The sequence below is a fragment of the Brevibacillus fulvus genome, assembly GCF_016908525.1.
GTDB classification, from domain to species: Bacteria; Bacillota; Bacilli; order Brevibacillales; family Brevibacillaceae; genus Brevibacillus_G; species Brevibacillus_G fulvus.
The window spans coordinates 33,803-56,548 of sequence record NZ_JAFBEB010000014.1 but is presented as its reverse complement, the minus strand read 5'-3'; the positions used below and the strand labels follow the sequence as shown (position 1 = coordinate 56,548).

At 49.9% G+C, this 22,746-nt stretch carries 22 protein-coding genes and 1 tRNA gene; 6 read left to right on the top strand and 17 right to left on the bottom strand.

The annotated features are described in order from the left end of the window. Nucleotides 1-5 precede the first annotated feature (5 nt). Entirely contained in the window at nt 6-656 is a 651-nt protein-coding gene (locus tag JOD01_RS16500) for a FusB/FusC family EF-G-binding protein (protein ID WP_239565525.1), read from the bottom strand. A gap of 165 nt (nt 657-821) precedes the next feature. Then, complete coding sequence (locus tag JOD01_RS16495; RefSeq protein ID WP_204519413.1) at nt 822-1,085, bottom strand: CD3324 family protein; 264 nt, start codon at nt 1,083-1,085, stop codon at nt 822-824. Nucleotides 1,086-1,518: 433 nt separating this feature from the next. On the opposite strand from JOD01_RS16495, the gene JOD01_RS16490 reads away from it, so the two are divergent. Beyond that, nucleotides 1,519-2,997 carry a gluconokinase gene (locus JOD01_RS16490; RefSeq protein ID WP_204519412.1) on the top strand — a complete coding sequence of 493 codons (1,479 nt, stop codon included), beginning with the start codon at nt 1,519-1,521 and terminating at the stop codon, nt 2,995-2,997. Nucleotides 2,998-3,059: 62 nt separating this feature from the next. Here the strand turns inward: JOD01_RS16490 and JOD01_RS16485 are convergent, their stop codons facing one another. From JOD01_RS16485 to JOD01_RS16470, 4 genes are all read right to left on the bottom strand, one after another. Continuing rightward, the gene (locus JOD01_RS16485) at nt 3,060-4,082 is read right to left on the bottom strand and encodes a spermine/spermidine synthase domain-containing protein (RefSeq protein ID WP_204519411.1); all 1,023 of its coding nucleotides are present in this window, start codon (nt 4,080-4,082) and stop codon (nt 3,060-3,062) included. A gap of 131 nt (nt 4,083-4,213) precedes the next feature. After that, the gene (locus JOD01_RS20010; RefSeq protein ID WP_338028576.1) at nt 4,214-5,155 is read right to left on the bottom strand and encodes an excalibur calcium-binding domain-containing protein; all 942 of its coding nucleotides are present in this window, start codon (nt 5,153-5,155) and stop codon (nt 4,214-4,216) included. A gap of 81 nt (nt 5,156-5,236) precedes the next feature. After that, nucleotides 5,237-5,704, bottom strand: a complete 468-nt coding sequence (locus JOD01_RS16475; RefSeq protein WP_204519410.1) for a hypothetical protein — start codon at nt 5,702-5,704, stop codon at nt 5,237-5,239. A gap of 51 nt (nt 5,705-5,755) precedes the next feature. After that, nucleotides 5,756-7,501 (bottom strand): DUF262 domain-containing protein, encoded by a 1,746-nt coding sequence (locus JOD01_RS16470; RefSeq protein ID WP_204519409.1) that lies wholly within the window; start codon nt 7,499-7,501, stop codon nt 5,756-5,758. A 330-nt stretch (nt 7,502-7,831) separates the two neighbouring features. Here JOD01_RS16470 and JOD01_RS16465 point away from each other — a divergent pair, with 330 nt between their 5' ends. After that, entirely contained in the window at nt 7,832-8,191 is a 360-nt protein-coding gene (locus tag JOD01_RS16465) for a DUF5412 family protein (protein ID WP_204519408.1), read from the top strand. A gap of 120 nt (nt 8,192-8,311) precedes the next feature. On the opposite strand, the gene JOD01_RS16460 is transcribed toward JOD01_RS16465, so the two are convergent. After that, nucleotides 8,312-8,387, bottom strand: a tRNA-Ala gene (locus JOD01_RS16460). Between the two features lie 262 nt (nt 8,388-8,649). Between JOD01_RS16460 and JOD01_RS16455 the strand changes: the two genes are divergently transcribed. Then, entirely contained in the window at nt 8,650-9,246 is a 597-nt protein-coding gene (locus tag JOD01_RS16455) for a YdcF family protein (RefSeq protein ID WP_204519407.1), read from the top strand. Here the strand turns inward: JOD01_RS16455 and dnaI are convergent. The 3 genes from dnaI to nrdR all read right to left on the bottom strand — a co-directional run bounded on the left by dnaI (nt 9,236) and on the right by nrdR (nt 12,342). Further along, complete coding sequence (gene dnaI / locus JOD01_RS16450) at nt 9,236-10,174, bottom strand: primosomal protein DnaI (protein ID WP_204519443.1); 939 nt, start codon at nt 10,172-10,174, stop codon at nt 9,236-9,238. The two genes, JOD01_RS16455 and dnaI, sit on opposite strands and share 11 nt — an antisense overlap. Before the next feature lie 9 nt (nt 10,175-10,183). Continuing rightward, nucleotides 10,184-11,647 carry a replication initiation and membrane attachment family protein gene (locus JOD01_RS16445; protein ID WP_204519406.1) on the bottom strand — a complete coding sequence of 488 codons (1,464 nt, stop codon included), beginning with the start codon at nt 11,645-11,647 and terminating at the stop codon, nt 10,184-10,186. A gap of 191 nt (nt 11,648-11,838) precedes the next feature. Next, a complete protein-coding gene (gene nrdR / locus JOD01_RS16440; RefSeq protein WP_204519405.1) occupies nt 11,839-12,342 on the bottom strand; it encodes a transcriptional regulator NrdR in 504 nt (167 codons plus the stop codon). A 152-nt stretch (nt 12,343-12,494) separates the two neighbouring features. Between nrdR and JOD01_RS16435 the strand changes: the two genes are divergently transcribed. Further along, a complete protein-coding gene (locus JOD01_RS16435) occupies nt 12,495-13,607 on the top strand; it encodes an HD-GYP domain-containing protein (RefSeq protein WP_204519404.1) in 1,113 nt (370 codons plus the stop codon). Between the two features lie 72 nt (nt 13,608-13,679). On the opposite strand, the gene JOD01_RS16430 is transcribed toward JOD01_RS16435, so the two are convergent. The 6 genes from JOD01_RS16430 to JOD01_RS16405 all read right to left on the bottom strand — a co-directional run bounded on the left by JOD01_RS16430 (nt 13,680) and on the right by JOD01_RS16405 (nt 20,395). Further along, nucleotides 13,680-14,717 (bottom strand): glyceraldehyde-3-phosphate dehydrogenase, encoded by a 1,038-nt coding sequence (locus JOD01_RS16430; protein WP_204519403.1) that lies wholly within the window; start codon nt 14,715-14,717, stop codon nt 13,680-13,682. Nucleotides 14,718-14,865: 148 nt separating this feature from the next. Next, nucleotides 14,866-15,429: a lytic transglycosylase domain-containing protein gene (locus JOD01_RS16425; RefSeq protein ID WP_204519402.1), complete on the bottom strand. Its 564-nt coding sequence runs from the start codon at nt 15,427-15,429 to the stop codon at nt 14,866-14,868. After that, entirely contained in the window at nt 15,426-16,028 is a 603-nt protein-coding gene (coaE, locus tag JOD01_RS16420; RefSeq protein ID WP_204519401.1) for a dephospho-CoA kinase, read from the bottom strand. Before coaE ends, JOD01_RS16425 begins: the two co-directional genes overlap by 4 nt. Before the next feature lie 75 nt (nt 16,029-16,103). Then, nucleotides 16,104-16,928 carry a DNA-formamidopyrimidine glycosylase gene (gene mutM, locus JOD01_RS16415; protein WP_204519400.1) on the bottom strand — a complete coding sequence of 275 codons (825 nt, stop codon included), beginning with the start codon at nt 16,926-16,928 and terminating at the stop codon, nt 16,104-16,106. A gap of 35 nt (nt 16,929-16,963) precedes the next feature. Further along, entirely contained in the window at nt 16,964-19,639 is a 2,676-nt protein-coding gene (gene polA, locus JOD01_RS16410; protein ID WP_204519399.1) for a DNA polymerase I, read from the bottom strand. Nucleotides 19,640-19,732: 93 nt separating this feature from the next. After that, nucleotides 19,733-20,395, bottom strand: a complete 663-nt coding sequence (locus JOD01_RS16405; RefSeq protein ID WP_204519398.1) for a L,D-transpeptidase family protein — start codon at nt 20,393-20,395, stop codon at nt 19,733-19,735. A gap of 211 nt (nt 20,396-20,606) precedes the next feature. Between JOD01_RS16405 and JOD01_RS16400 the strand changes: the two genes are divergently transcribed. Continuing rightward, nucleotides 20,607-21,530 (top strand): DMT family transporter, encoded by a 924-nt coding sequence (locus JOD01_RS16400; RefSeq protein ID WP_204519397.1) that lies wholly within the window; start codon nt 20,607-20,609, stop codon nt 21,528-21,530. Next, nucleotides 21,505-21,639, top strand: coding sequence for a hypothetical protein (locus JOD01_RS19915; RefSeq protein ID WP_275581969.1), 135 nt, complete (start codon nt 21,505-21,507; stop codon nt 21,637-21,639). Before JOD01_RS16400 ends, JOD01_RS19915 begins: the two co-directional genes overlap by 26 nt. 67 nt (nt 21,640-21,706) lie before the next feature. Here the strand turns inward: JOD01_RS19915 and JOD01_RS16395 are convergent, their stop codons facing one another. After that, nucleotides 21,707-22,654, bottom strand: coding sequence for a sugar-binding transcriptional regulator (locus JOD01_RS16395; protein ID WP_204519396.1), 948 nt, complete (start codon nt 22,652-22,654; stop codon nt 21,707-21,709). Between the last annotated feature and the right edge of the window lie 92 nt (nt 22,655-22,746).

Here is a 22,746-nt window from a genome sequence, read left to right as displayed (position 1 = left end):
AGAGTTTACTTTTTCAGCACGCTTTGCATAAACTCCTCCAAATAGCTGACATCGGTTATCCTGCGGTTGCATTCCCGATGATCGATACACATGTAGTTTCCCACCGCTTTGTAATAGTCAGGCAAGTGGGCTGGCTTGGCTTTGGTGATTGCCGTGACCAAAGCGACTTCTCCATACCCTTTGCACAAGGAGCACATATTTTTCTTATGAGTCATTGTATAGTTACCTTCCACTCCGACCAGTCCGCCGTCTCCCGCATAAATCAGATAAAGTTTATGGGTCGCGATATCCATCCAGCTAAGATATGTCACGGTGCGAAAATCGAGTGTCTCCCAATTGGGGATTTTCAGCTTTTTGGCTTTTGGAAACAGCTTTTTGACCTGTTTGTCCGAGACCGGCGGAAATTTGACGACATACGGCAGCAAGTCGGCGAGATATTCCTCGTACTCTGCCTCGCTTTTCAGGGAAAAAATTCGCTCGATCCACTGCTTCTCCTCACCGCTTGCACAGGGGAATGCCGCAACCACTTTTGCTTCTGCACTCGACCTGACCGCCTCGCGAACTTTTGGATCGGACACAGTCCGGAGCGCATCCAGAATGTGGCGAACTTGCTGACGGATAAAGTTATATTGATGGTTGCGGATAAACGGCTCCATAAGCGGATTTCCTCCAAACGGATTAGATTGAAAAACATCGTACGCCTTCAGCATATCTGTTTCGTTCGCTTGCGGATAGGCCGAAATCGTTTCAGAACCGTTTTCGCCATAAAAGCAAAAAGCACCGTTGCTCTCGCTTGATCGCAGCGGCGCTTGCCTGATTGTTTATTTTGAGTAGACGATTTTTTTTATCGTTTCCACGGATAGAAAATGATGTTCGGCCAATTCCCCAATCGACCTGCCCTGCTTGAACGCTTGCCGGATCGCGGCATTTCGCTCGTCCAGCTGTTTTCTGGCACCGGAACGAGTCCCCCATCTTTCGTGGGAAGTATCCGGTTTGGGGATATAAATCGTTTCGCCTTGCACGTATTTCTGGATTTCTGCGATCAGCTTTTCCGGCAACACCGCAGTTGCTTTCCTGTATTTCACGTTTGCCACGCCCCTTATTTTTTACAGTCTCAAATAAGGTGCAAAGCCAAACAGTGAACAAGGCAGCTGTTACTCAGGCGTATCAAATGAAAAGTCCGCCCCACGCAAAGTACGCCTTTCCGCTGTCAGGCTTTGCATGGGTCGCGCCCGTGTCAGGCAAACCGAAAACGCTTGCCATTGAATACACCTCCATTGCCAAATCGGCCGTTATATTGAAGCTTACTGTTCTTTGTATATATAATAAAATGCCTGATTCGTCAATGATAGCCTCATTGCCCGCATCCGCTTGAAAAAACGTTAGCCCCACTCTTGTGTTCTGGACTTTGTTTTGCCATTCTGGAGAAAAGAAAACTGTTGGCTAAGGAGGAAAGCATGGAGACATTCGGCCATGTCCGCCGATTGGCGCAACAGAACAGAGAGGGAGGCGCGAGCGATGTCGCATTCTTTTGTAATCGGACTGGATATTGGCACCACCAGCGTAAAAGCCGTCGCCTTTGATCGGGCAGGTTTCGTAATAAGCGAAGCGGAAGCGCAAGTACCGTTGTTTACGGAAAAACCGGGCTGGGCGGAGCAAGACCCGCTGCAAATCGAAAAAGCGGCCATCCTTGCTTTGCGCCATGTATTGAATCAGCATCGCCTTGACCCGAAGCAGCTGCTTGCGGTAGGAGTCTCGTCTGCCATGCACTCGCTCATCTGCGTGGATCAATCTGGACAGCCGTTATCTCCTTCCCTTACTTGGGCTGATACGCGAAGCGCCCCGCAAGCTCAGCGGCTGAAGGCAATGCCCAAGATCGATTGGTACCGCCAAACCGGCACCCCGCTTCATCCGATGACGCCCTTCTGCAAGCTGCTGTGGATGAAGGAACAGCGATATGAACCTTTTTTGCGAGCGAGCAAGTTTTTATCCATTAAAGAATTTCTCCTAACGCGTTGGCTGGGCAGCGATCTCGTCGATTACTCGATTGCCGCCTCCAGCGGGATGTTTGATCTGCATACCCTTGCCTGGCATCCGGAATCGTTAGCGCTGGTGGGCATAACAGCCGATCAGTTGGGGATACCTGTCCCTCCGCATCGAACCGTCAGCGGCTTAAGCAAACGGATCGTCGAACAAACAGGGCTTTTGCCAGACACCCGGTTCGTCATCGGCTCCTCCGACGGTCATTTGGCCAATTTGGGAACTGGCGCGATCGAACCGGGCGAAGTCGCGATCACGATCGGAACGAGCGGCGCGATTCGCCAGATGGTGTCAGCGCCGGCAGTGGACAGCGAGCTGCAAACTTTTTGCTATCCTTTTACGGAACAGCTTTACTTGATCGGCGGCGCCACCAACAATGGGGCGATCACCTTGCAGTGGCTTAAGCAAATTTTGGCAACGCCGGAAGCGATCGATTCGCTGGTTGCCTTGGCTGAAAAAGTGGAACCGGGCGCGGAAGAACTGCTGTTCTTGCCTTACCTCAACGGCGAGCGCTCACCGCTGTGGAATCCCCATGCCAGAGGCAGCTTCTTTGGTTTATCCATTCGCCATGGACGCGAGCACTTGGTGCGCGCTTGCCTGGAAGGCGTGATCTACAATCTTTATCTGATCGGACAATCCCTGGAAAAAGCGGCCGGTCCGGCGCAAAAAATCGTCGCGAGCGGCGGCTTCTCCCGCTCGGATCTCTGGCTGCAAATCGTTGCCGATGTGTTTCAACAAGAAGTGGAAGTGCCGGTCAGCCACCAAAGTTCGGCATGGGGAGCAGCCTGGCTGGCACTGTATGCGTGCGGCGAAGTGGATGCATTGGCCGCGATCAAGCAGCAGATCCCGCGCAAACGAATCGTCACGCCCCAGCCGGAAAACCGTTCTGTCTACCAAGCCAGAGTGGCTCTGTTTCAACAGCTGGCCCGGCAAATCGGGCACCATTTTCAGGGATGAACGTAAAAAGGCAGGTTCATAGTTGAACCTGCCTTGTGTTGCCGCGTACCGCCAAAAATAGTTTATACGGTTGCCAAAATGTACGCATCAATGACCTGATCGGGATGAGCAATAAGTTGTCTCACCGCTTTTTGCGAAGTCGGGCTGTCGATTCCCATCGTCTCGAACGTTTTTTCCATATCCTCATCCTTGAAGAAATACGGTTTGCTGTAATAGTTGTCCAGTTTCAAATAACGATAGCGAATGAAGTTCATAAATTGATTGGAAATGAAGTCCCGCAAACTGTCCTCAATCCAGTGATAGACATTTTTTGTTCCCTCTCGCAGCTCAACGGCTTTAAATTGCATATACAGCTTAACCGATTCAAAATCGCTTCCTTGCCAGATGTCGATAAAATGCGAATCAAATTGTTGATGGTGTTCCTGGAAGTATTGGATCGCATCGGCGTGTACGATTTCGATTTTCTCTTTTCGCGGAAACTGCGGCAAAATCTTCGTTTCAAAAATCTCAATGATATTTTCATCGATTTCCACCAAAGTGATCTTCTTGACGGATTCTTTCAAACTGGTGATGAACGGAAAGTAACCCAACCCGATCCCGGCGACGAGCACATGACCGGAAACGCCGGCTACCGCATCCCGCATCGTCAGCATTTCCGAAGCGGAGATACTCATCCACGGAATTCCGTTGCGGGTCAAGCGATAGTAGGGAACAGGGATATCAAAGTAGCCCAGCCGCGGCTTGATTTTCAGACCGTCCCGTTTGGCATCTACCAGCTGCAGCTGAAAAGGTTCCCGCAGAAACACGTCAATTTTCCAATCGCCTTTTTTGATATTGGTCAGCTCGATAAGGTTTATGTAAGGATTTTGCAAAACGATTCCCGGGTCCATCTTCATTTTCCCGAGTTGCGGTGCGATAAACTTTTTATAGGTGTCCGGCGAAAACACTTTATACAATAAATCTTCTTGTCCGTTCGGAATATAGCCGCCATCATACAACACATAATTAAAAAACTCATTTCGCATCCGCAAGTCTTTGCCCCAGTCTTCCATGACTTGCTCTAAATCCAGTTTCTTGTTTTTCATGCTGTTTACACTCTCTTTCAACGTTATTAACTTATATTGTACCAGATTAGAGAGCGCTACACGCATCCAATCAGCTGCTTTTGAGAGCAGCACATGATCATCACTCGCCATGAATAAACGACAGCTCAGCTTCATTCGCAGGCGATGCCATCCCCGTCCCGGTCCAGCTTGCGACTGTAACCAGGCTCTCCTGCTCGCAGTGGAGCCGCGCCGGCCGCTCGAACGGCCGAGCAATTTTTATAAACTACCGGCGTTGTCTGCTGAACTGTCTGCGGATTGGCGTTCACAGACTTTGCGGGCGATGTCTGGTGTTCGGCAGCTGCAGGCGTTGCCGCTTGACTGTCCACGCCGGATTCTGTCTCGCTTCGCACCACTGATGCAACCGCTTCGCTCTTGCCGCCATCAATGACGAACAAGACTCGTGTGCCGTTTGGAAAGTGTTCCAAGTGATTGCCTACCCACGAGCCCGCCCCCCGGTTATCGGCAGGAGCAATATAGGCGATATCCGCATCGGCTCCCCCTTCCGTACACATGGCCATAGGCCATTCATCGCGATCGTATCCGGTTTTGGTCGGAATTCCCGCCAAAGACTCTTCCCGGTTTTCCTCTGCACCTTTTCGATCAATCGTGCAGATCGGCGACTCCCCCTTCTGAATCGCTGACTGGATGTGAGCTGCCGTTTGCGGGTATTGGCTCACCGGAAAATGAATCACCGTGTCGTAATCGCCCCGATTGGCCGTATTACTTGCTGAACCAGCCGCTGTGTTCGCCTCGGTCGGCGCTGCTGGAGTTTCCTCCGCATCGTTGGGCTTCGTCTGCGAATCCGCCGTCGGTGCTTGTCGGGGAACTGCTTGCGCCTCCCGATCGCTTTGCGCTGCGCTCTGCTCAGGCAGTCCTCTCGATGTCTCAGCAGACGGGAGCGACCCTGTCTCCGTCCCCGTTCTCCCGATCACGGCAAAGGCGATCGCCGCAATCCAGACAAGCGCGATCATCCGCTTCGCAAAACTCATCTTCTTCCAGCGAAACGGAAGCATAACATAGGGAATCAACAACCAACCGATCATGTTAAACATTGGGACAAGTCCTCCTCCATGAAGCAATCTCGCCGCAAAATGAAAAACCCCTGGTTTCCCAAGGGTTGGCAAACGAACGGTTTATTGAAACCAACGTTGCTTCCCATAATCAAGCGAAAACATGACCGTCTGATCATCTGCTTCAAGTTTTTTGTAATTCCAGTTTTGCGTGGATGCATGGCTGACTCCAAACTTGCTGATGATGTTCTCCTTGGAAGTGAGATAGGCACGAATGGAATTTGCCTGATCAATGACAATGGCAAAGTACGGTTCGCAAGCAAAATAGGCACAAGCAGCGTCTACCTTTTTATGCTCGTCAGCGGGATTGCGAATCGTCAGAGCGTAGTCGGTTTGGCCGGTTTCTCTGCTCCGCGATTTAACGGAAATCCCCAATCGCTGACCAGTTGATTTTCTCGTTGCGATCAGATCGATGCCGGTATGGGTGACATGCACACATTCGAACCCGTACTTCGACAACCAATACATAATCAAATGTTCGGCGAAATCACCGGTAATTTTCGCATGATTACTGCTTTTATCTGTTTCCAAATTGATGCACCAACCTGAACGTATTTGTCTTGCCGAAACTCTTCATCATATCTACCCCAACAAAACTTCTTTGAGCCGCTCGACGATCAACTCTTCCCGCTTTTCGAGAAATTGCTCAAAATTGTCCAATGTCAAGGGGAGATCGGGAAGCAGATGCTTTTTCCGATAGTCCGCTTTCTCTTGAGCGGACTTGCAAACGGTATCCAGCCAGGCATCGATATCCATGTCGGACTTCTGCTGGTTGGGTACGCCCTCAATCAACTGCAAGTTCCCGATGTAATCGTATTTTTCCATGCAATAGGCAATGGCGTCATCATCCAACCCGCGCTTTTTCAGCTTTGCGCCGGATTTTAACAAGCTTCGCGGATAGATGTGATCCTGGTGAAAGTGATTCGTATAGTCCAAAGTCGGATAAAGCAACGATAGTATGGAAAACGCATATTTATTGCCATATTTGGTATACAGCAAGTCGTTTATTTCATCCTCGTCCATCTTCAGCGATTTATTCGTCACCCGCAGACCGTCTTTGATCTGATCAAACGGGAAGGCGGAATGCTGATTTTTGATGATTTCCCGAATCGGGCGCAAGACAGTATCCGGTTGACCGCCGAACAATTTTTTCAACAGGGCAACGGTCGTAAACTTTTGAATGTTTCTCCTGTCTTCGATTGTGCTGACCGATTTCACATAGTTTTTCGGATTGTCTTTTTTATACAAATAGTACGCAATGGGAATGATCACATAAGTCGCGGTCAACGTTTTATAGTTGAACCCGAAGCTGGCAACCAATTCGACCGCAAGCCGGATCGATTGTTCGATTTTATCCCATTCTTGTTCAATCTTCTTCATGTTGCTGGAATTAAAATTGTCGACTTTAAAAGCGATGTCCGTAAAGTCGCAAAGGACCAGGCAAGTTTTTAAGATCAGGTCTTTGTCAAAATAAAACGTATCGCCGATCTCATTCAATTCATCGACAAAAGCCGTGATCGTTTCCCGCGCGTCCTTTTCTTTCCATTGGGCTGTCGCAATCGACAACAACAAGTCGGAATAGCTGAGCGGAGTCCCGCCGCTGTTCACGCGAATGAAGATTTGCAGGACTTTGTCGAGCTCCTTCCCTTTCTCCAGGTAAAAATTGATGCATGGCGTTTCATGGATGACTTTATGGAGCTTGAACAACGTCCGATTGGCAAACTTGGCAGCTTCTTTTTCATACAAAGTCAGCTCATTTTCCAGCAAAAAGTCGTTGACTTCGTGATGTTCCTTCATGTCAAGAATATCGCCGACCCGAAACCAAAACGTCGTGGCGTTCCTCACTTTTGCCTGGTCAGCGGTCAAAAATTCAAACTGATATTCCCAATCGATTTCTTCCGACGGTTTCAGCAGGTTTACATACAACTCTTTTTTCGGATAAGACGCCTCGCTGTCCCTGCGTTTGTTGGGAAGCTTGGCGGCATAGCTTCCCTTCAAGCCAATATAAAGGGAAGTCAGTCGTTGCTGTCCGTCAAGAATCGCGATAAGATCTTCTTCGCCGCTAATATCGGCTTCCATATTGTGCCGGTTATTTTTCTCGTGAAAATCACGCAGAAATTCGTAAAACTTGAATTCTTTGCTGTTTTCCTTCTGTACATACCAAAAGAGAAAAGAACCGACCGGGAAATCCCGCATCAGCGAATCGAACAACCATTCGATTTGCTCTTCATTCCAGACGAATTCCCGCTGGATGGCCGGCAGCAGATACTTTTTTCTATGTATGTTTTCGATTGCTTCCTTGATTGTGATTGGAACTTGAAATGCCATGCGATGCCTCTCCATTCTCCGTAGTATTTTTGCAGCCGACTCAGGTTGATTGTTCCAATCTCTCGCCTATGACGAAAACTCGCTTTCAACACGTTTGTCACGGCGAAGCCTTTTTCTGCTGTTTGCTCGGTTGTTCTCTTCTCCTATTTTAGAGATAAATTAATTTTTTGACTACCAGCATTCTGGTCGGAGCAGTAACGGGTCTTCCTTTTCCATTTGAGGCAGTGCCGTTTAGGCAAGCCTCAACTTTGTGCTGGATATTGGGAAATTTGCCTGTTTCGGGAATTTTATCGGTTGGTATATAATTATCGGGGTCTGGAGGAGAGTAACATGAAAATGAAATTAATCATTGTCGTTGCCGCGATCATAGTTGTCATCCTGCCTCGTGTTAAAGCGCTGTTCTACCCCGGTCTTGAAAGTATTGATACAACTAAGCTTCATGTGGTGTCCGAAACTGCGTCACCAGACAGTAGCTACAAGTTAAAAATATACGTAATGGGGGGAGCTTTGCTAAATTCTGATTACAGCTACATCGGAGAAGTTGAATTTGATCATCATACACGACGGAAAGTTTTTTGGATTGGTGGAAATACGCCTGCCGAACCAAAATGGGTGGATGACCACACAATTGAAATCGCCGACCAGAGAATCGATATTTTAAAAGATCAATACGACTTTAGATGGGAGTAATCATTTGTCTGGCAGGTCACTAGTGTCACCCCCCCGCCCAAACAACCTGTTGAGTGGGGGGTAGTCTTTCATAAACAGCAAAAAACCCTTGATTTCTCAAGGGTTTTACAATCGTATGTATGGTGGAGCATAGCGGGATCGAACCGCTGACCTCTACACTGCCAGTGTAGCGCTCTCCCAGCTGAGCTAATGCCCCGGAACTTGTTCCTCATTTACACTATTAGTATAGCATATCACTAACGTATCTGCAACAAAAAATATCATTCTTTTTTTGGAAATGTCGGCATCGCGGTCAGCTTGGCGCAGCTTCCATCCGCTTCGCCTGTAACGCTCTTTCCATTGCATCCGTCATAATAAAACGATAACGGCAACAGAACCGGTACGCTAATGCCAACCAACAATGGTATGATAATACAGCATTCTCCTAAACGACAACTATTTAATTTGGTGAGGAACAGATGAGAACGATAAATCGCTTTTTGCGCCTGATTGTATTGCTTCTGTTTCTGGCGATCCTGTGGAGCGGATATGTGTTGCACCTGATCGCGGAAACGGAAAAAACCGCCCACCCCCGGCAGGCTGACGTGGGCATTGTGCTGGGGGCGGCCGTCTGGGGCGACCAGCCCAGTCCAAGCTTGAAGGAACGGCTCGACTTGGCGGCTGAACTGTACCGCCAGGGGTACGTCCCTTATTTGATCGTCAGCGGCGGATTGGGCGATGGCAAACAGATCGACGAAGCAACCGTTATGCAGCGGTATCTGGTACAGCAAGGCATTCCCGCGGAGTATATTCTCCTGGAAAACCAGGCCCGCTCAACCTACCAAAATCTGGCGTACAGCAAGGAGATCATGGAGCAGCACCAGTTGTCGACCGCCCTGCTGATCAGCCATGATTATCATTTGGCCCGCGCCATGGACATGGCCGCTTCCTTGCAGATCGCGGCCTATCCGGTTGGCGTGCACAGTCAGGTGATGCTGGAATGGCTGAACAAATGCCAGGAAATCGTCTCGTTTTCCAAATGGAAGCTTTCTCACTTTTTGCCGATCAGCCGATGATCCGGCGGTTGTCGCCGTCGATCAGGTAGTCGCCGACAAAGTGGCGGATGCGCTCCATAATTCGCCGCGCCTTGGTCACTTCAATCCGGTTGCCGTTGCTGATCGACAAATGCTCCTCCAGTTCTTCCAGCGAGTAATTGGAGGTATACAAAGTCGGCAGATGGTTATTGGCCCGCTGATGCAAGATTACGCCCAGCACCTCGTCGCGAATCCAGGGGGTCAAATTCTCCGCTCCGATGTCATCGAGAATGAGTACCGGCACTTCTTTTAACAATTCAATTTTTCCGATATACGATTGATCCGCGATCGAGTCTTTGATCTCCCGTACAAAGTCCGGAACAAAGACCATCAGGGAGGCGATATTGCGCTGCGAAAGTTCGCGTGCGACCGCTCCCATCAAATAGCTTTTGCCCACGCCAAACGGGCCGTGAATATACAGTCCTTTCAATTTTTTGCCCACCGCAAACTCTTCACAGAACTGCATCGCCGCCATCACAGCCAATCTGTTGGCCTGATCAATCTCCATCTTTTCGAAACTGGCGGCAAGCGTCTCCTCGGAAATATAGTAACTGCGCATCAACTTCCGCGTCCGCTGCTGTTCCTCGAAGGCCAGCTGCTTGTCGCACGGGGCAATCGCGCTGATCACTGTCCGATTGTCCGCGTCCAGTACGCTCGCGTGCCCTTTCACGATATTGGGGCATTTGTCCAGTCCGGGGCAATTTTGGCACCAGTATTGCTCTTTAACCGCCGTATAGACCATCGACAAGGAACGAAGATAATCGTCACGCGTCAAATCCGGATGTTTTTGTTGAAATTGTTTCAGATACGGGGAAGAACGGAGCATTTTATCCAATTGCTGCTCCGGGCTCAGCAACTGACGCGGGGTTCGCTTCGCCAATTCTTCCATAAACATACCGATCTGTTCCATCATCTCTCCCTACACTCCCTTTTGGCGTCTTCTCAATTGTTCCAATAATGCTTTCAATTCCGGATCGTCCATGACCGTTTTGCCCTTTTCGTCAATTGGCCGTTCTGGCGCCTCTCCCTTGTCCTGTTCCCGTTCCAGCTGCCGCTGAATCGAAGCTGGCAGCTTGTCCTGCATGACCGCCGGTTTCCCTGCGCGGCGCGGGAAAAACTCCGCCGGCTTTTTGCTTTTTTCCGTCCGTTCCACCGCTTGATTGCGCGCAGCCGCCCGATCCATGATCAGCTTGATCGCTTCATCAACCGTGGAGATCTGTTTCGCTTTCCAGCTGTCCCGCACCGTTTCGATGTAGTTGCGCGGCAGTTCCATATTTTTGCTTTGCAGCGTGTGCAACAACAGGACATTGACCACTTCAGCGGGCATTCCGTCGGTAAAGATCAAGGCTTCCGCCCGCTCGAGGAAAGGCCGGCTGATCCGACCGCCCACCACAATTTCCAATAGCGCCAATGGCGACAATTGCCGGCAAATTCGGGCATACGTGCCGCCGTTCGGTTCAGGCAGCTTTCCCTGTGTCATCTCCTCATCATCGGAGACGGCTACTTGCCGGTTCAATTTATCCTCTACATACTTTTGCTGCAGACGTTTGCGCAGCGCTTCCAGATCGAGACTGCCATCCTCTTTGTACAAAGTCCAGTCGCTCAGCTCGTAACCCAAACTCCAGCTGTCCAACTGGTAAAAGTGCAGCAGTTTGTAAAAGATCTGGATATTGTCGTTGGAGAGGACCTCTGTCGGATTGGCATTGTCGGGCAAATTTACCCGCAGCGAAGTGATGCTTAACTGAGGATTGGCCGCTGGAGCAGGTTGTGATTGCAATTTCGCGGGAGGATAATTCCGCTCGATTTCGGCCAGAAACAACTCCCGTTCTGACCCTTGTTCCACCTCAAACTCGGACGGTTTCAGCGAATAGAAGACCTCGTGGAAACTTTTCGTTATATTTTCGCTCTGCTCAAATTCCCGCTCCAGCTCCGCGCCATACGGATCGGCATAGCGTGAACGCAACTGCTGATACCTTATATTTTCGATTTGATTTAATAACATCAAGGAGAAAAGTTGATCTTGAAAAAACTCGGCTGGCGTCAGCGGAGGCTTGACCAAATATTCGTAGAAGTAATCGCCATGGCTGTTCTCCCGGCGTCTTACCTCCAGCAATCCCATTGCTTCCAGACGCTCTCGGGCCGTCAGCAGCCGATTGAGCGGAAGCGATGTCATCAGCATCAAGCCGCGATGCGTATGCTCTGCAGCCGCCCCGCTTCGTTCGTTTACTTCATGCACCAGCGATTGGTAGAGCGCAAATGCCTCAACACCAATGATCGGCAAGTACAGCTGCGTGAGAAATCCAGCATCCGCAAAGCTTAACGGTCTGGTCACCCGTACGAGATAGCGGTCCTTCGGTGTCAACTCATTCCAAATTAGGCGCATACCAAATAACCCTTCCCAATTATGATTGTATGTTACCCATTGATCGGCAAGGCAGACCGAGCCGCATGTTTTTGTTCCTTATTATATCATTTCCGTTCCGGAATAAGTAGGGAAGTCTGTTGGAAGAGACAAAGAAGGCTGCCGATCTACCCGATCGGCAGCCTTTTGCTCACTCTTGGCGAACAGGCAGCTTACACGTCCGTCTTCGTTTCGTCCGCGTCTCTTTTCTGGCGGCTGTTTCGCGCTTGTGTCAACAAGTCTTCCAGCTCTCTCATAAATACGCTGATGTCTTTAAACTGGCGATAGACGGAGGCAAACCGAACGTAGGCCACCTCGTCGACATGATAAAGCCGCTCCATCACCTTTTCGCCCACATCTTGACTGGGAATCTCACTAAGTGCGCTGCTTCGCAATTCTTTTTCAATTTCGTTCACGATAGTTTCCAACGATTCCAGTGAAACCGGCCTTTTCTCACAGGCACGCACCAAACCGCGCAATATTTTATCCCGATTGAATTCCTCGCGCGTTCCGTCCTTTTTCACGATCAACAACGGTGTTTCTTCGACAACTTCAAATGTGGTAAACCGCCGTTCGCATTGTTCACATTCACGTCGGCGCCGAATCGATTTATTATTGTTAAAAGGACGTGAATCTAGGACCCTTGTCCCATTGTACTCGCAAAATGGGCAGCGCATTATTGATCAACTCCAGATTTGACGATACTTACTAGTAGTGTCCCTCAATTCATGGACAAAAGTCAAGTTCAAATCATTCTACCTATTTCATTCATTCACAAAAATGCCTAAAATAGATTGAGTACATGGTTCGACAAAAAAGGAGGTTTACTATGCGACTCCTTTCCCTAAAACAAGCCCGTCCAGGCATGAAGGTGGGCAAGACAATTTTTACGGGAGACGGGAAGGTTTTACTCGGCAATGGGATGATCTTGACCGACCGGCTGATAGACGGTCTGGTACGTTCCGGGATTGATGCCATTTATATCGACGATCCGCAAACGGAAGATATCGTGGTAGAAGACTTGATCCGGCCGGAGACGCGGCGATTGGCTGCCGATACGATTCAAAAAACGGTCAAGCAATTGATGAATTCCAACAAACTGGCGCGGCGCGTTTCCGTCAAAGATATGGGGCTGCACTTTCAGCAGGCATTTCAGGCGATATTGAGCGATTTGATGGGCAATCCGCAAATTCTCGTCCATCTTGCCAATATTTCCACCTTTTCCGGTTCGATGTATTACCATGCGGTGAACGTTTCCGTATTGGCCACAGCGGTAGGGATGTCGCTTGGCTATAATCGCAACCAACTGCTCGATCTCGGGATCGGAGCGATGCTCCATGATATCGGGAAAATTGAGCTGCCGCCGGAATTGCTGAAAAAGGAAACACGTTGGACAGAGGAAGAAATGGAAATTGCCAAACAGCATACGATCCACGGCTTCAATATTTTGCGAAAACAGCACGATATTTCTTTGCTGTCCGCCCATATCGCCTTGCAGCACCATGAACGTCTCGATGGCAGCGGCTATCCGCAAGGGCTGTCCGGCAAAAAAATCCATGAATATGCGCAAATCGTTGCGATTTGTGACATTTACGATTCTCTTACCTCGCCCAAGCCTTGGCGCAAACGGTATATGCCGCAGGATGCCCTGGAATACCTGTTGGGCAGCGGCGGCTATTTGTTTGAGCATCGGCTGGTTCAGGCGTTCCGCGACCATATCGCCATTTTTCCGGTCGGGAGCGGCGTAGTGCTGAATACGGGGGAAACAGGCGTTGTCTGCAGAGTCGATCCGAAATATTGCCAGCGCCCCACCGTCCGCGTCATGAAAGACGGCCGCGGCAACGATGTCCGAATGCCGTATGAAGTTGATTTGAAGGAAGAATTGACCAAATTTATCGTTGGTTTTGATGATGACGAGCTGTTTCACATGGAAACGACTTGAGCAGCTGCCGCATGAACAAACAAAAAACCTTTCCGACGGCACGTTCGTACCGCCGCGAAAGGTTTTTTCGTGTTATCGCACAACTGTTTCCCGCTTCACGCCGAGCTGTTTCCACTCCGAAACATGGCGTACCAAATCGACCACCCTGCAGGAGTATCCCCACTCATTGTCATACCAAGCCAACACTTTCACCTGATTGCCGCCCATGACCATTGTCGATAATCCGTCAACGATCGCCGAGTGGTCATCTCCGTTAAAATCAATGGAGACCAGCGGCAGATCGGAAAAGGCCAGGTATCCCTTCATGTCTCTTTCACTTGCTTCCCGCAAGACACGGTTCACTTCTTCTACGCTCACCGGTTGCTTTACCGTCGCGACCAAATCGACCACGGACACATTGGGCGTCGGCACCCGCAAGGAAAAGCCGTTTAATTTGCCGTTCAATTCAGGCAATACTTTGCCGACAGCGCGTGCAGCCCCGGTTGTGGTCGGGATAATCGATTGCCCGCAGGCACGCGCACGGCGCAGATCCTTGTGAGGGTTATCAATGTTCACCTGGTCATTGGTGTAGGAATGAATCGTTGTCATCAGCCCTTGCTCAATCCCGAACGCGCGATGCAGCACTTTGGCCACCGGCGCCAGACAGTTGGTCGTGCAGGAAGCGTTGGACACAATATGGTGGTTGTCATGGTCGTACATTTCTTCATTCACGCCCATGACAATCGTCACATCTTCTTCTTTTGCCGGAGCGGTAATGACCACCTTTTTCGCTCCGCTGCGCAAGTGTTCTCCCGCGCTTTCGCGATCCTTAAATTTTCCGGTCGCCTCGACGACGATTTCCACCCCCAACTCGCCCCAAGGCAATCGGCGCGGATCGCGGTCAGACAGCACAACGGTCGGTTTTCCGTCAACGAAAATCGCATTGTCCTTTGCTTCCACTTTATGATTAAACTTCCCGTGAATCGAATCGTATTGTAACAAATGGGCCAATGTTTCAGGGGGATAACTTGCATTTACCGCAACAATCTCGATGTTGGGATCTTGAACAGCACGGCGAAATACCATGCGTCCGATTCGGCCAAAACCATTAATACCTATTTTAATAGACATTATGAATCCCCTTTCACTTATTGAGTCATACTATATTATTCAATATCTTATAATAAGTATGACACATTTGACAATCTATATCATCAAAATGGTGATTTCATACCGATGATAAAAAAAAGCGCTTTGCTCTCTTCTCGACAGCAAGCGCTTATTGCAGCAAATCCGAATAAATTTTTTGATAGCGATCTTGAAAATAGAAAACGCGTTGCACATAGTGCCGCGTCTCCCCGACCGGTATGTCCTGTACGCGCTCGATCGTTCCATCCCACTGCGACTTTTCCAACCAGGCATTCACATTGCTTGGCCCTGCATTGTAGGCAGCGACCGCCTTGACGAGATCGCCGTCGAATCGTTCCAGCAAAAAAGCCATATACCACGTTCCGATCGAGATATTCAGCCCGGGCTCTGTCAAAGGTACTTGCTCGTTCTTCGCCAAGTTTGCTTGTTCGATCACCCATTGTGCCGTATCGGGCATCACCTGCATCAAACCGACTGCCCCTTTTTTCGACACCCGATCGTAATCAAAGGCGCTCTCCGAACGAATAATCGCGAGAATCAAATACGGGCTTACCTGATATTGCTTGGCGGCTGTTAAAATTTCTTGCTCGTATTTAATCGGATACATCCACTTCCATACAAGCGGCGTATTAATAAGTATGAAAACAGCGAACAAAAAGATAAGTAATACGCTGGCTTGCTGCTTTTTGGTCATCGTGCCAACTCCGCCTTTATTTTCTGTAACATTTGATCAACCTGCGTCTCCGTCTCCGCTCTGCTTCCCTGATTGTCGATCAGGAAATCAGCAAGCTGTTTTTTCTGTTCGATCGGCCATTGTGCCCGCAGTCGCTTTATGGCCTGCTCTTCATTCAGTTCATCCCGCTCCAGCATGCGCGACAATTGCTGGGATTCCGGCGCATAGACGACGACAATCTTGTCCACCATATGTTGCAGCTTGCTTTCAAATAACAGCGGAATGTCCATAAAAACGATCGGCGCCCCGGATTGTTCCGCTTCTTCCGCCTGCTCCCGCATCACTTTGCGCACCTCGGGATGAACGATGGAATTCAGTTTCTGCCGCTGCCCTTCATCGGAAAAGACAATCTCCCCCAGCAACCGGCGATGGATCTGGCCATTTGGCAGCAAAATGCCTTTGCCAAAATGCTCGACGATCGCTTCATAGGCCGGTTTTCCCGGTTCGACGACTTCCCGGGCGATTTGATCCGCATCGATGACAGGAATGCCTCGCTCACGGAGCATGGCGGTAACGGTGCTTTTTCCGGTCGCAATTCCTCCGGTAAGACCAAGTATCATGCGCTTCTCCCCTTTTTTGATGATGAACCGCAACCATTGTTCAGGAAAGATTCACGTACTGTAACTGCAAGCTGCTCACTTTTGGCATTTGGGACAAATGTGCGTGCCGCGTCCCCCCACTACCAACCGTTCAATCGGCGTGAGACAAACCGTACAAGGCTCACCTTTCCTGCCATATACGCGCAGAGATTGCTGAAACATCCCCATCTCACCTTGTCCGTTTACATACGACTTGATCGAGCTTCCCCCTTGCTCCACCGCTTCCGCAAGCGTTTCCCTGATGCTTTGATGCAGCGCTGCTACTTCCTTGCGGGTCAAGCCGGAAGCTGTCCGTTCCGGATGGATACCCGCGCGAAACAGGGCCTCGTCCACATAAATATTCCCCAGCCCTACCAAAAATTCCTGATTCAGCAACAGCGGCTTGATTTTGGTGGATCTCTCCTTCAACATCCGACGAAACGTCTCTTCGGTGAACGCTGGCTCCAGCGGTTCCGGCCCCAATTTGACCAGTGGCCCCGCTTGCGTTTCCATTCCTAACGGATAGAGATCCATCGTGCCAAATTGGCGAACGTCCCGATAGCGCAACTCGGTTCCGTCGGTGAAATGAAAAATGACATGCGTATGTTTCTCAACCTCATCGTTTGATGAATAAAGCCCGTATCGGCCCTCCATCCTCAGATGGGAGATCAGAACATCGCGGTCCAATTTAAATTGGATAAACTTGGCGCGGCGCTGGATCTGATGGATGGTTTGTCCAACCAATTCTGCTTTAAACTGTTCGACGTCATCCGGATAGCGAATAATTCTCGCCAGCAAAACAGTCACTCGCTCGATCGTTTTGCCAATGACCAATCTGCGCAACGTCCGCACGACGGTTTCTACCTCGGGCAGTTCTGGCACCGCTCTCTCCTCCCATTGCTTGTGGTAACACAAATTTATTTCGTATCATTCCATGTTGGACCGTAATGAACATCCACCTTCAAAGGCACGTCCAATGGCAAGGCGTTTTCCATCACATCGGCTACCAGCGTTTTCATTGTCTCCAGCTCGTCCTGAGGCACTTCAAAAACCAGTTCGTCATGCACTTGCAGCAGCATCCGGCTGCGCAAGCCTTGTTGCCGCAAGCTCTCCTGCATGCGAATCATCGCCAGTTTGATAATATCGGCGGCTGTTCCTTGTATCGGCGTGTTCATCGCGGTACGTTCGGCAAAAGAACGCAGGTTGAAATTTTTGTTGCGAATGTCAGGCAAATAGCGCCTGCGCTGCAGCAACGTTGTTACATATCCGTCCTGCTTGGCCTGCTCGACAATGTCTTCCATATATTGCTTTACCCCTTGGAAAACAGCGAAATAACGATCAATAAATTCTGCCGCTTCCTTGCGGGTGATATTTAAATTTTGCGACAGGCCATAATCGCTGATGCCGTAGACGATACCAAAATTGACCGCCTTGGCCTGACGGCGCATCATTGAAGTGACTTCGTCCTCAGACACACCAAAAACATCCATCGCTGTCCGCGTGTGGATATCCATTCCTTTCCGGAACGCATCGATCAAATTTTGGTCACGGGAAATATGAGCCAATACCCGCAGTTCAATCTGCGAATAGTCGGCGGCAAGCATGTACCAGCCCGCTTCCGAAGGAACAAACGCCTCGCGAATTTTCCGTCCTTCTTCCAGGCGGATCGGGATGTTTTGCAAGTTCGGTTCCGTACTGCTCAATCGGCCTGTAGCCGTGGTCGCCTGATTGAACAAGGTATGGATTTTCCCGGTTTTGCTGTTGATCTCCTTCAAAAGCCCTTCAATATAGGTAGAACGCAGCTTACCCAATTGGCGGAACAACAGGATTTCGTCAATAATCGGATGATAGGGCGCCAGTTTCTCCAATACATCAGCGCTTGTTGACGGACCGGTCTTTGTTTTTTTCAGCACCGGAAGCTGCAGCCTGTCAAACAAGATTTCGCCCAATTGCTTCGGCGAGTTGATGTTGAACGGTTCTCCCGCCAAATCGTAAATTTTATTCGTCAGCTCGTCCAGCTTGCGATCGAGCTCTTGACCCATCTGCACCAACCGTTCCGCATCCAGCTTCACACCCGTTCGTTCCATCTCGGCCAGCACGAGGCTAAGCGGACCTTCCAGCTTCGTCAACAGTTCGCTCAGTTCCTGCTGTTCCAGTTCCCTCCGGATGGCCGGAACCGCTTGCCAGATCGCAGTCGCCTTCCGGGCAACGTGCTCGCTCAAGGTCGCCAGTTCAGGCAATTCCCGCTTGGCTCCTTTGCCATATACGCTCTCGTCGGAAGCGATCGCCACCGCAGCATATTGCAACGCGGCGTCAGCCAGTATCGGATTGCTTTCGGTCGCATTTAACAGATACGTCGCCAAATACATGTCAAACTGGATACCGTTCAGCTGCAAACCGTTCCAAGCCAAGCCAACCGTATCCCGTTTCCCGTCAAACACCCATTTCTGTTTGGTTTCGTCCGCCAGCCATTGCCGAAACGCTTCCCACTCCAGCGCGAGCTCCATCGGAAGATACAAGGCAAAATCTTCCGCCGCCAGGCCAAAGCCCACGATAGGCGCGTGGTGATAATTATCCCCGTCCATTTCCACGAACAACCCCATCGGCGAAGTCAGTTTTTCGGCCAACTCGGCGAGCGAGCCGCGATCGGCAATCAAGTAAGAAAAGGGAACAGACTTGCCGGCAGTCTCATCCGCTTCGCCGGCTTCCGCATTGTAGCCGCTCGTAGCGGAAATTCCCTTGATCTTGGGAATCAATGATTTGAATTCCATCCGTTTGAAAAACTCCAGCAATTTACCGGGATCGTACCCGCTGTAGCCGACCTGGTCAAGCTCCAGATCGACCGGAGCTTCCCGCAGGATCGTCGCCAGCGATTTGCTCATTTTGGCCTGTTCCACATTGCCCCGCAAATTTTCCTGCAGCTTTTTACCGGAAATTTCGTCAATATGGTTCAGCACCTCTTCTACCGTTCCGTACTGGTGCAGCAATTTCAACGCGGTTTTCTCGCCGACTCCCGGAACGCCCGGAATATTGTCGGAAGCATCGCCCATCAACCCCTTCAAATCGATGATTTGCTGAGGCTTTAATCCATACTTTTGCTCAATTTCCGCTGTCGTATAAACTTCCAGCTCGCTGACACCCTTGCGAGTCAAAGCAACGGAAACATGATCGGAGACCAATTGCAGCATGTCTTTGTCGCCTGTGATCACCGTCGTCTTCCAATTGTTCTGGTCAGCCCGCAACGTCAAAGTGCCAATAATATCATCCGCCTCGTACCCTTCCAGCTCGAATCGCTTGATGGAAAAAGCATCGAGCAGCTCGCGGATCAGCGGAAACTGTTCCGACAATTCTGTCGGCGTTTTGCTTCTGCCTGCTTTGTAATCAGTAAATTCACTGTGTCGAAATACTACTTTGCCAGCATCAAACGCAACCATAATGTGGGTTGGTTTCATTTCCTCCAGCACCTTTAGCAGCATCGTCGTAAAGCCCAATACCGCATTGGTATGGAGTCCGTTAGATGTGGACAGCAACGGCAGGGCATAAAAAGCCCTGTTGGCGATGCTGTTTCCATCAATTAACACAAAATGACTCAATCCGGTCCGACCCCTCTCTTCACATCTCATTACCCACCATCTTACCATAGGCCCGACAACACTGGCAAAATAAGAAACCGACAGAGATCGTAACTATTCGACGATACCCAAATATTGCAGATCGGCAAGGTGTATCTGGCCTGTCACCTTCAACTTTTCCTTCTTCTGAAACCGGATCACAGCCAGTTCCGTTCCCCGATCGTAGATGCCGTTCGCGCTTCCCCAGTAATAGCCGGCGGCCTTCAGCCGATTTTGCACGAGCTGAACCAGCGCTCCGCGCGAGCCGGGTACTAGATCGCGATACGTTAACGATTCATGTCCCATGATCGGCCCGTCGATTATGACGGGAGTCCCGACAGAGACATAGGGGAACAATTGTTCAACGTCGCGATTCTTCATGCGAATACAACCATGGCTGACGTATCGCCCAATCGCTTCCGGACGGTTGGTACCGTGTATGCCGTATATCCCCCAGCTGACATTCAAGCCGAGCCAGCGTGTGCCAAACCCCCCGCCCCAGTCTCTCGATTTTTGGATAATCCGAAATTTGCCGATTGGCGAAGGAGTTTCCTTGGCGCCGGGTGCGACGCGAAACGATTTGACCACCGTTCCGCTGCTCGTTTTCAGTTCAAGCCGGTTGTGCCACAGATTGATATAAATGTATAGATCGTTTTGTTTGGCGCTGACCAGGCAAGGGTGTGCGATCAAGGACAGCAGCAACAGACACAGGGAAACAGCGACAATCTTTCTATGCATCGTCTACCTCAAATTTGACTGAAGTTCATTGCTAGGCATAGTTTTTGATCTGCTGCCCCATCTCATTCATGCGGATTGTACGGTCATTCTCCGCATCTTCTTCCTCTTTTCAAAGAGTCCCATTGTCTAGCAGCCCGACTCTGAGTACAATAGGGAATAGTACCTGTAGCCTGCCAAAAATACTTTTAACCCATCTAAAAAGGAATTGTATATGGAAAAACCTTCTGTTCACCCGTATCTTGTTCTGGTCATCGGCGTTGTTGCGCTGTCCACCTCGGCGATCTTCGTCAAGTTGGCGTCTGCTCCACCCGCGATCATCGCCACGTATCGACTTGCTTTTTCTGCGCTGTTGACTTTGCCATTTGTCTTGATCCAGCGAAATACGCTCAAAGAACTGTTGCATCTGACCGGCAAACAGATGCTGGCTATCGTCTTGGCCGGCGGATTTCTGGCAGTCCATTTTTTGCTCTGGTTTGAATCGCTTCGCTTCACCTCGGTGGCGAGCTCAACCGTTCTCGTTACGCTGCAGCCTTTATTTGCCTTTATCGGCGGCTTTTTTTTATTTCGCGAGCGAATCAGCGCTTTGCCCCTGGCTGGTTGCCTGCTGGCATTGCTGGGAAGCTTTGTGATCGGTTGGGGAGATTTTCAAATAGGCGGTATCGCGCTGTGGGGAGATGTATTGGCACTGCTCGGAGCCGCCACTGTCACCGGTTACTGGCTGATCGGGCAATATATTCGTCAGTCGCTATCCTTGCCCGCCTATACCTTTGTCGTCTATACCGTAACCGCCTTGCTTTTGTTTCTTTACGATCTTTGTTTAGGCATTCCGTTGACCGGATACCGTTCAGCAGACTGGCTTTGGTTTTTTTCGCTTGCTTTTATTCCTACGCTGCTCGGCCATTCCTTGCTGAACTGGGTAATCAAGTGGCTGAATACCACGACGATCTCGATGAGTATTTTGGGAGAACCCGTCGGTACCGCCATCCTTGCTTATTTGATCCTTGGTGAAAACATTACCATTGCCCAATCTATAGGCGGAGCCGTTATGTTGCTGGGCATTTTTCTCTTTATTCGCTATCAGAAACCGTTGGACAAAGGAGTGCAAACTGATGAGCCAATTTCCGAATCGAAATAGAAATTTGCTGGAATATATCAAAGGATTAAGTGTCTGGGCAAAAGTTGTCTGGGTCATTGTGCTCGGTTACATTGTCGGGCGAATCGTTTACTGGATTTCCAGGTTGTAAACCGGCTGGCAATAGCTTTACATAGAAAGGGGAGAGCTGTTCACCAGTCCTCCCCTTTTTTAACGCTTTAACGCTCTTCGACCAACGCCGAGGCTGTCAGTTCATCGATCACCAGCACATCCAGGTAGTTTCCTTGCAGCACCGCGTGGACGCTTTCCAGCTTGTGGCTTCCTTCCACCACGCCAATGACCGTTTCAATCTCTTTTAAATCCTCCAGCGTTAAGCCGATCACTTTGTCATTGATCGGATGTTTGACCGGCTGTCCCTGTTCATCAAAAAACCGCGAGCAGATATCGCCAATCGCTTGCATCTTGCGAAGATGCTGGAGATCCTCCTCCTGCAAATAGCCGATCGCCCGCATCGTCGAACCTTTGTATGGGCTGCCGATACCGACAAGCGCGACGTCTACCTCTTTTCCTTCTTCCAAAACGTCGGCGATGTCCCTCATTGCGACGAGATGCTCTTTCAATTCCACGGTTTCCACAATCGCCGGAGCATATAAATACGAGCACTTGCACTTCATTTTCTTGGCCAGCTCATAGGCGAGTTGGTTGGCATGAATTTCCACATTTTGCGTGCCCATACCGCCGACTAATGGAATCACTTTCAAATCTTCCCGCCGTTCATAAGGGTATTGCCGGACCAATTCCGCCAGCGTTGACCCCCAGGAAATGCCCAGCTTTTTGACCTGTTTCATATTTTTGGACAAATAATGGGCGCTGGCCTGGCCAACCGCCTGTTTGACCATTTCCGGAGTATATCCGACGGTGGAAACAACCACGGCATCTTTGAGACCGAATTTTTTTTCCAGCTTTTGCTCCAGCTCAACCGTATGGACGCTTTCGTCTTTAATATATACTTCGACAATGCCCAACTCTTTGGCTTTTTGCAACAATTTGGAGATCACCGGACGAGAGACGCCCATTTTTTTGGCAATCTGCTCCTGCGTCCATCCATCCATATAGTACAAATTGGCAGTCTTGACGATCTGCCGCCTTTCTTCCCAACTTAACATGAACGTACCACCTTTTCCTCCTGCTCACACTTCCTTTATTATAACAACTGTCGGCGTCATGCAAACCTTTCTTTGCCGCAAACGGCAGCAAA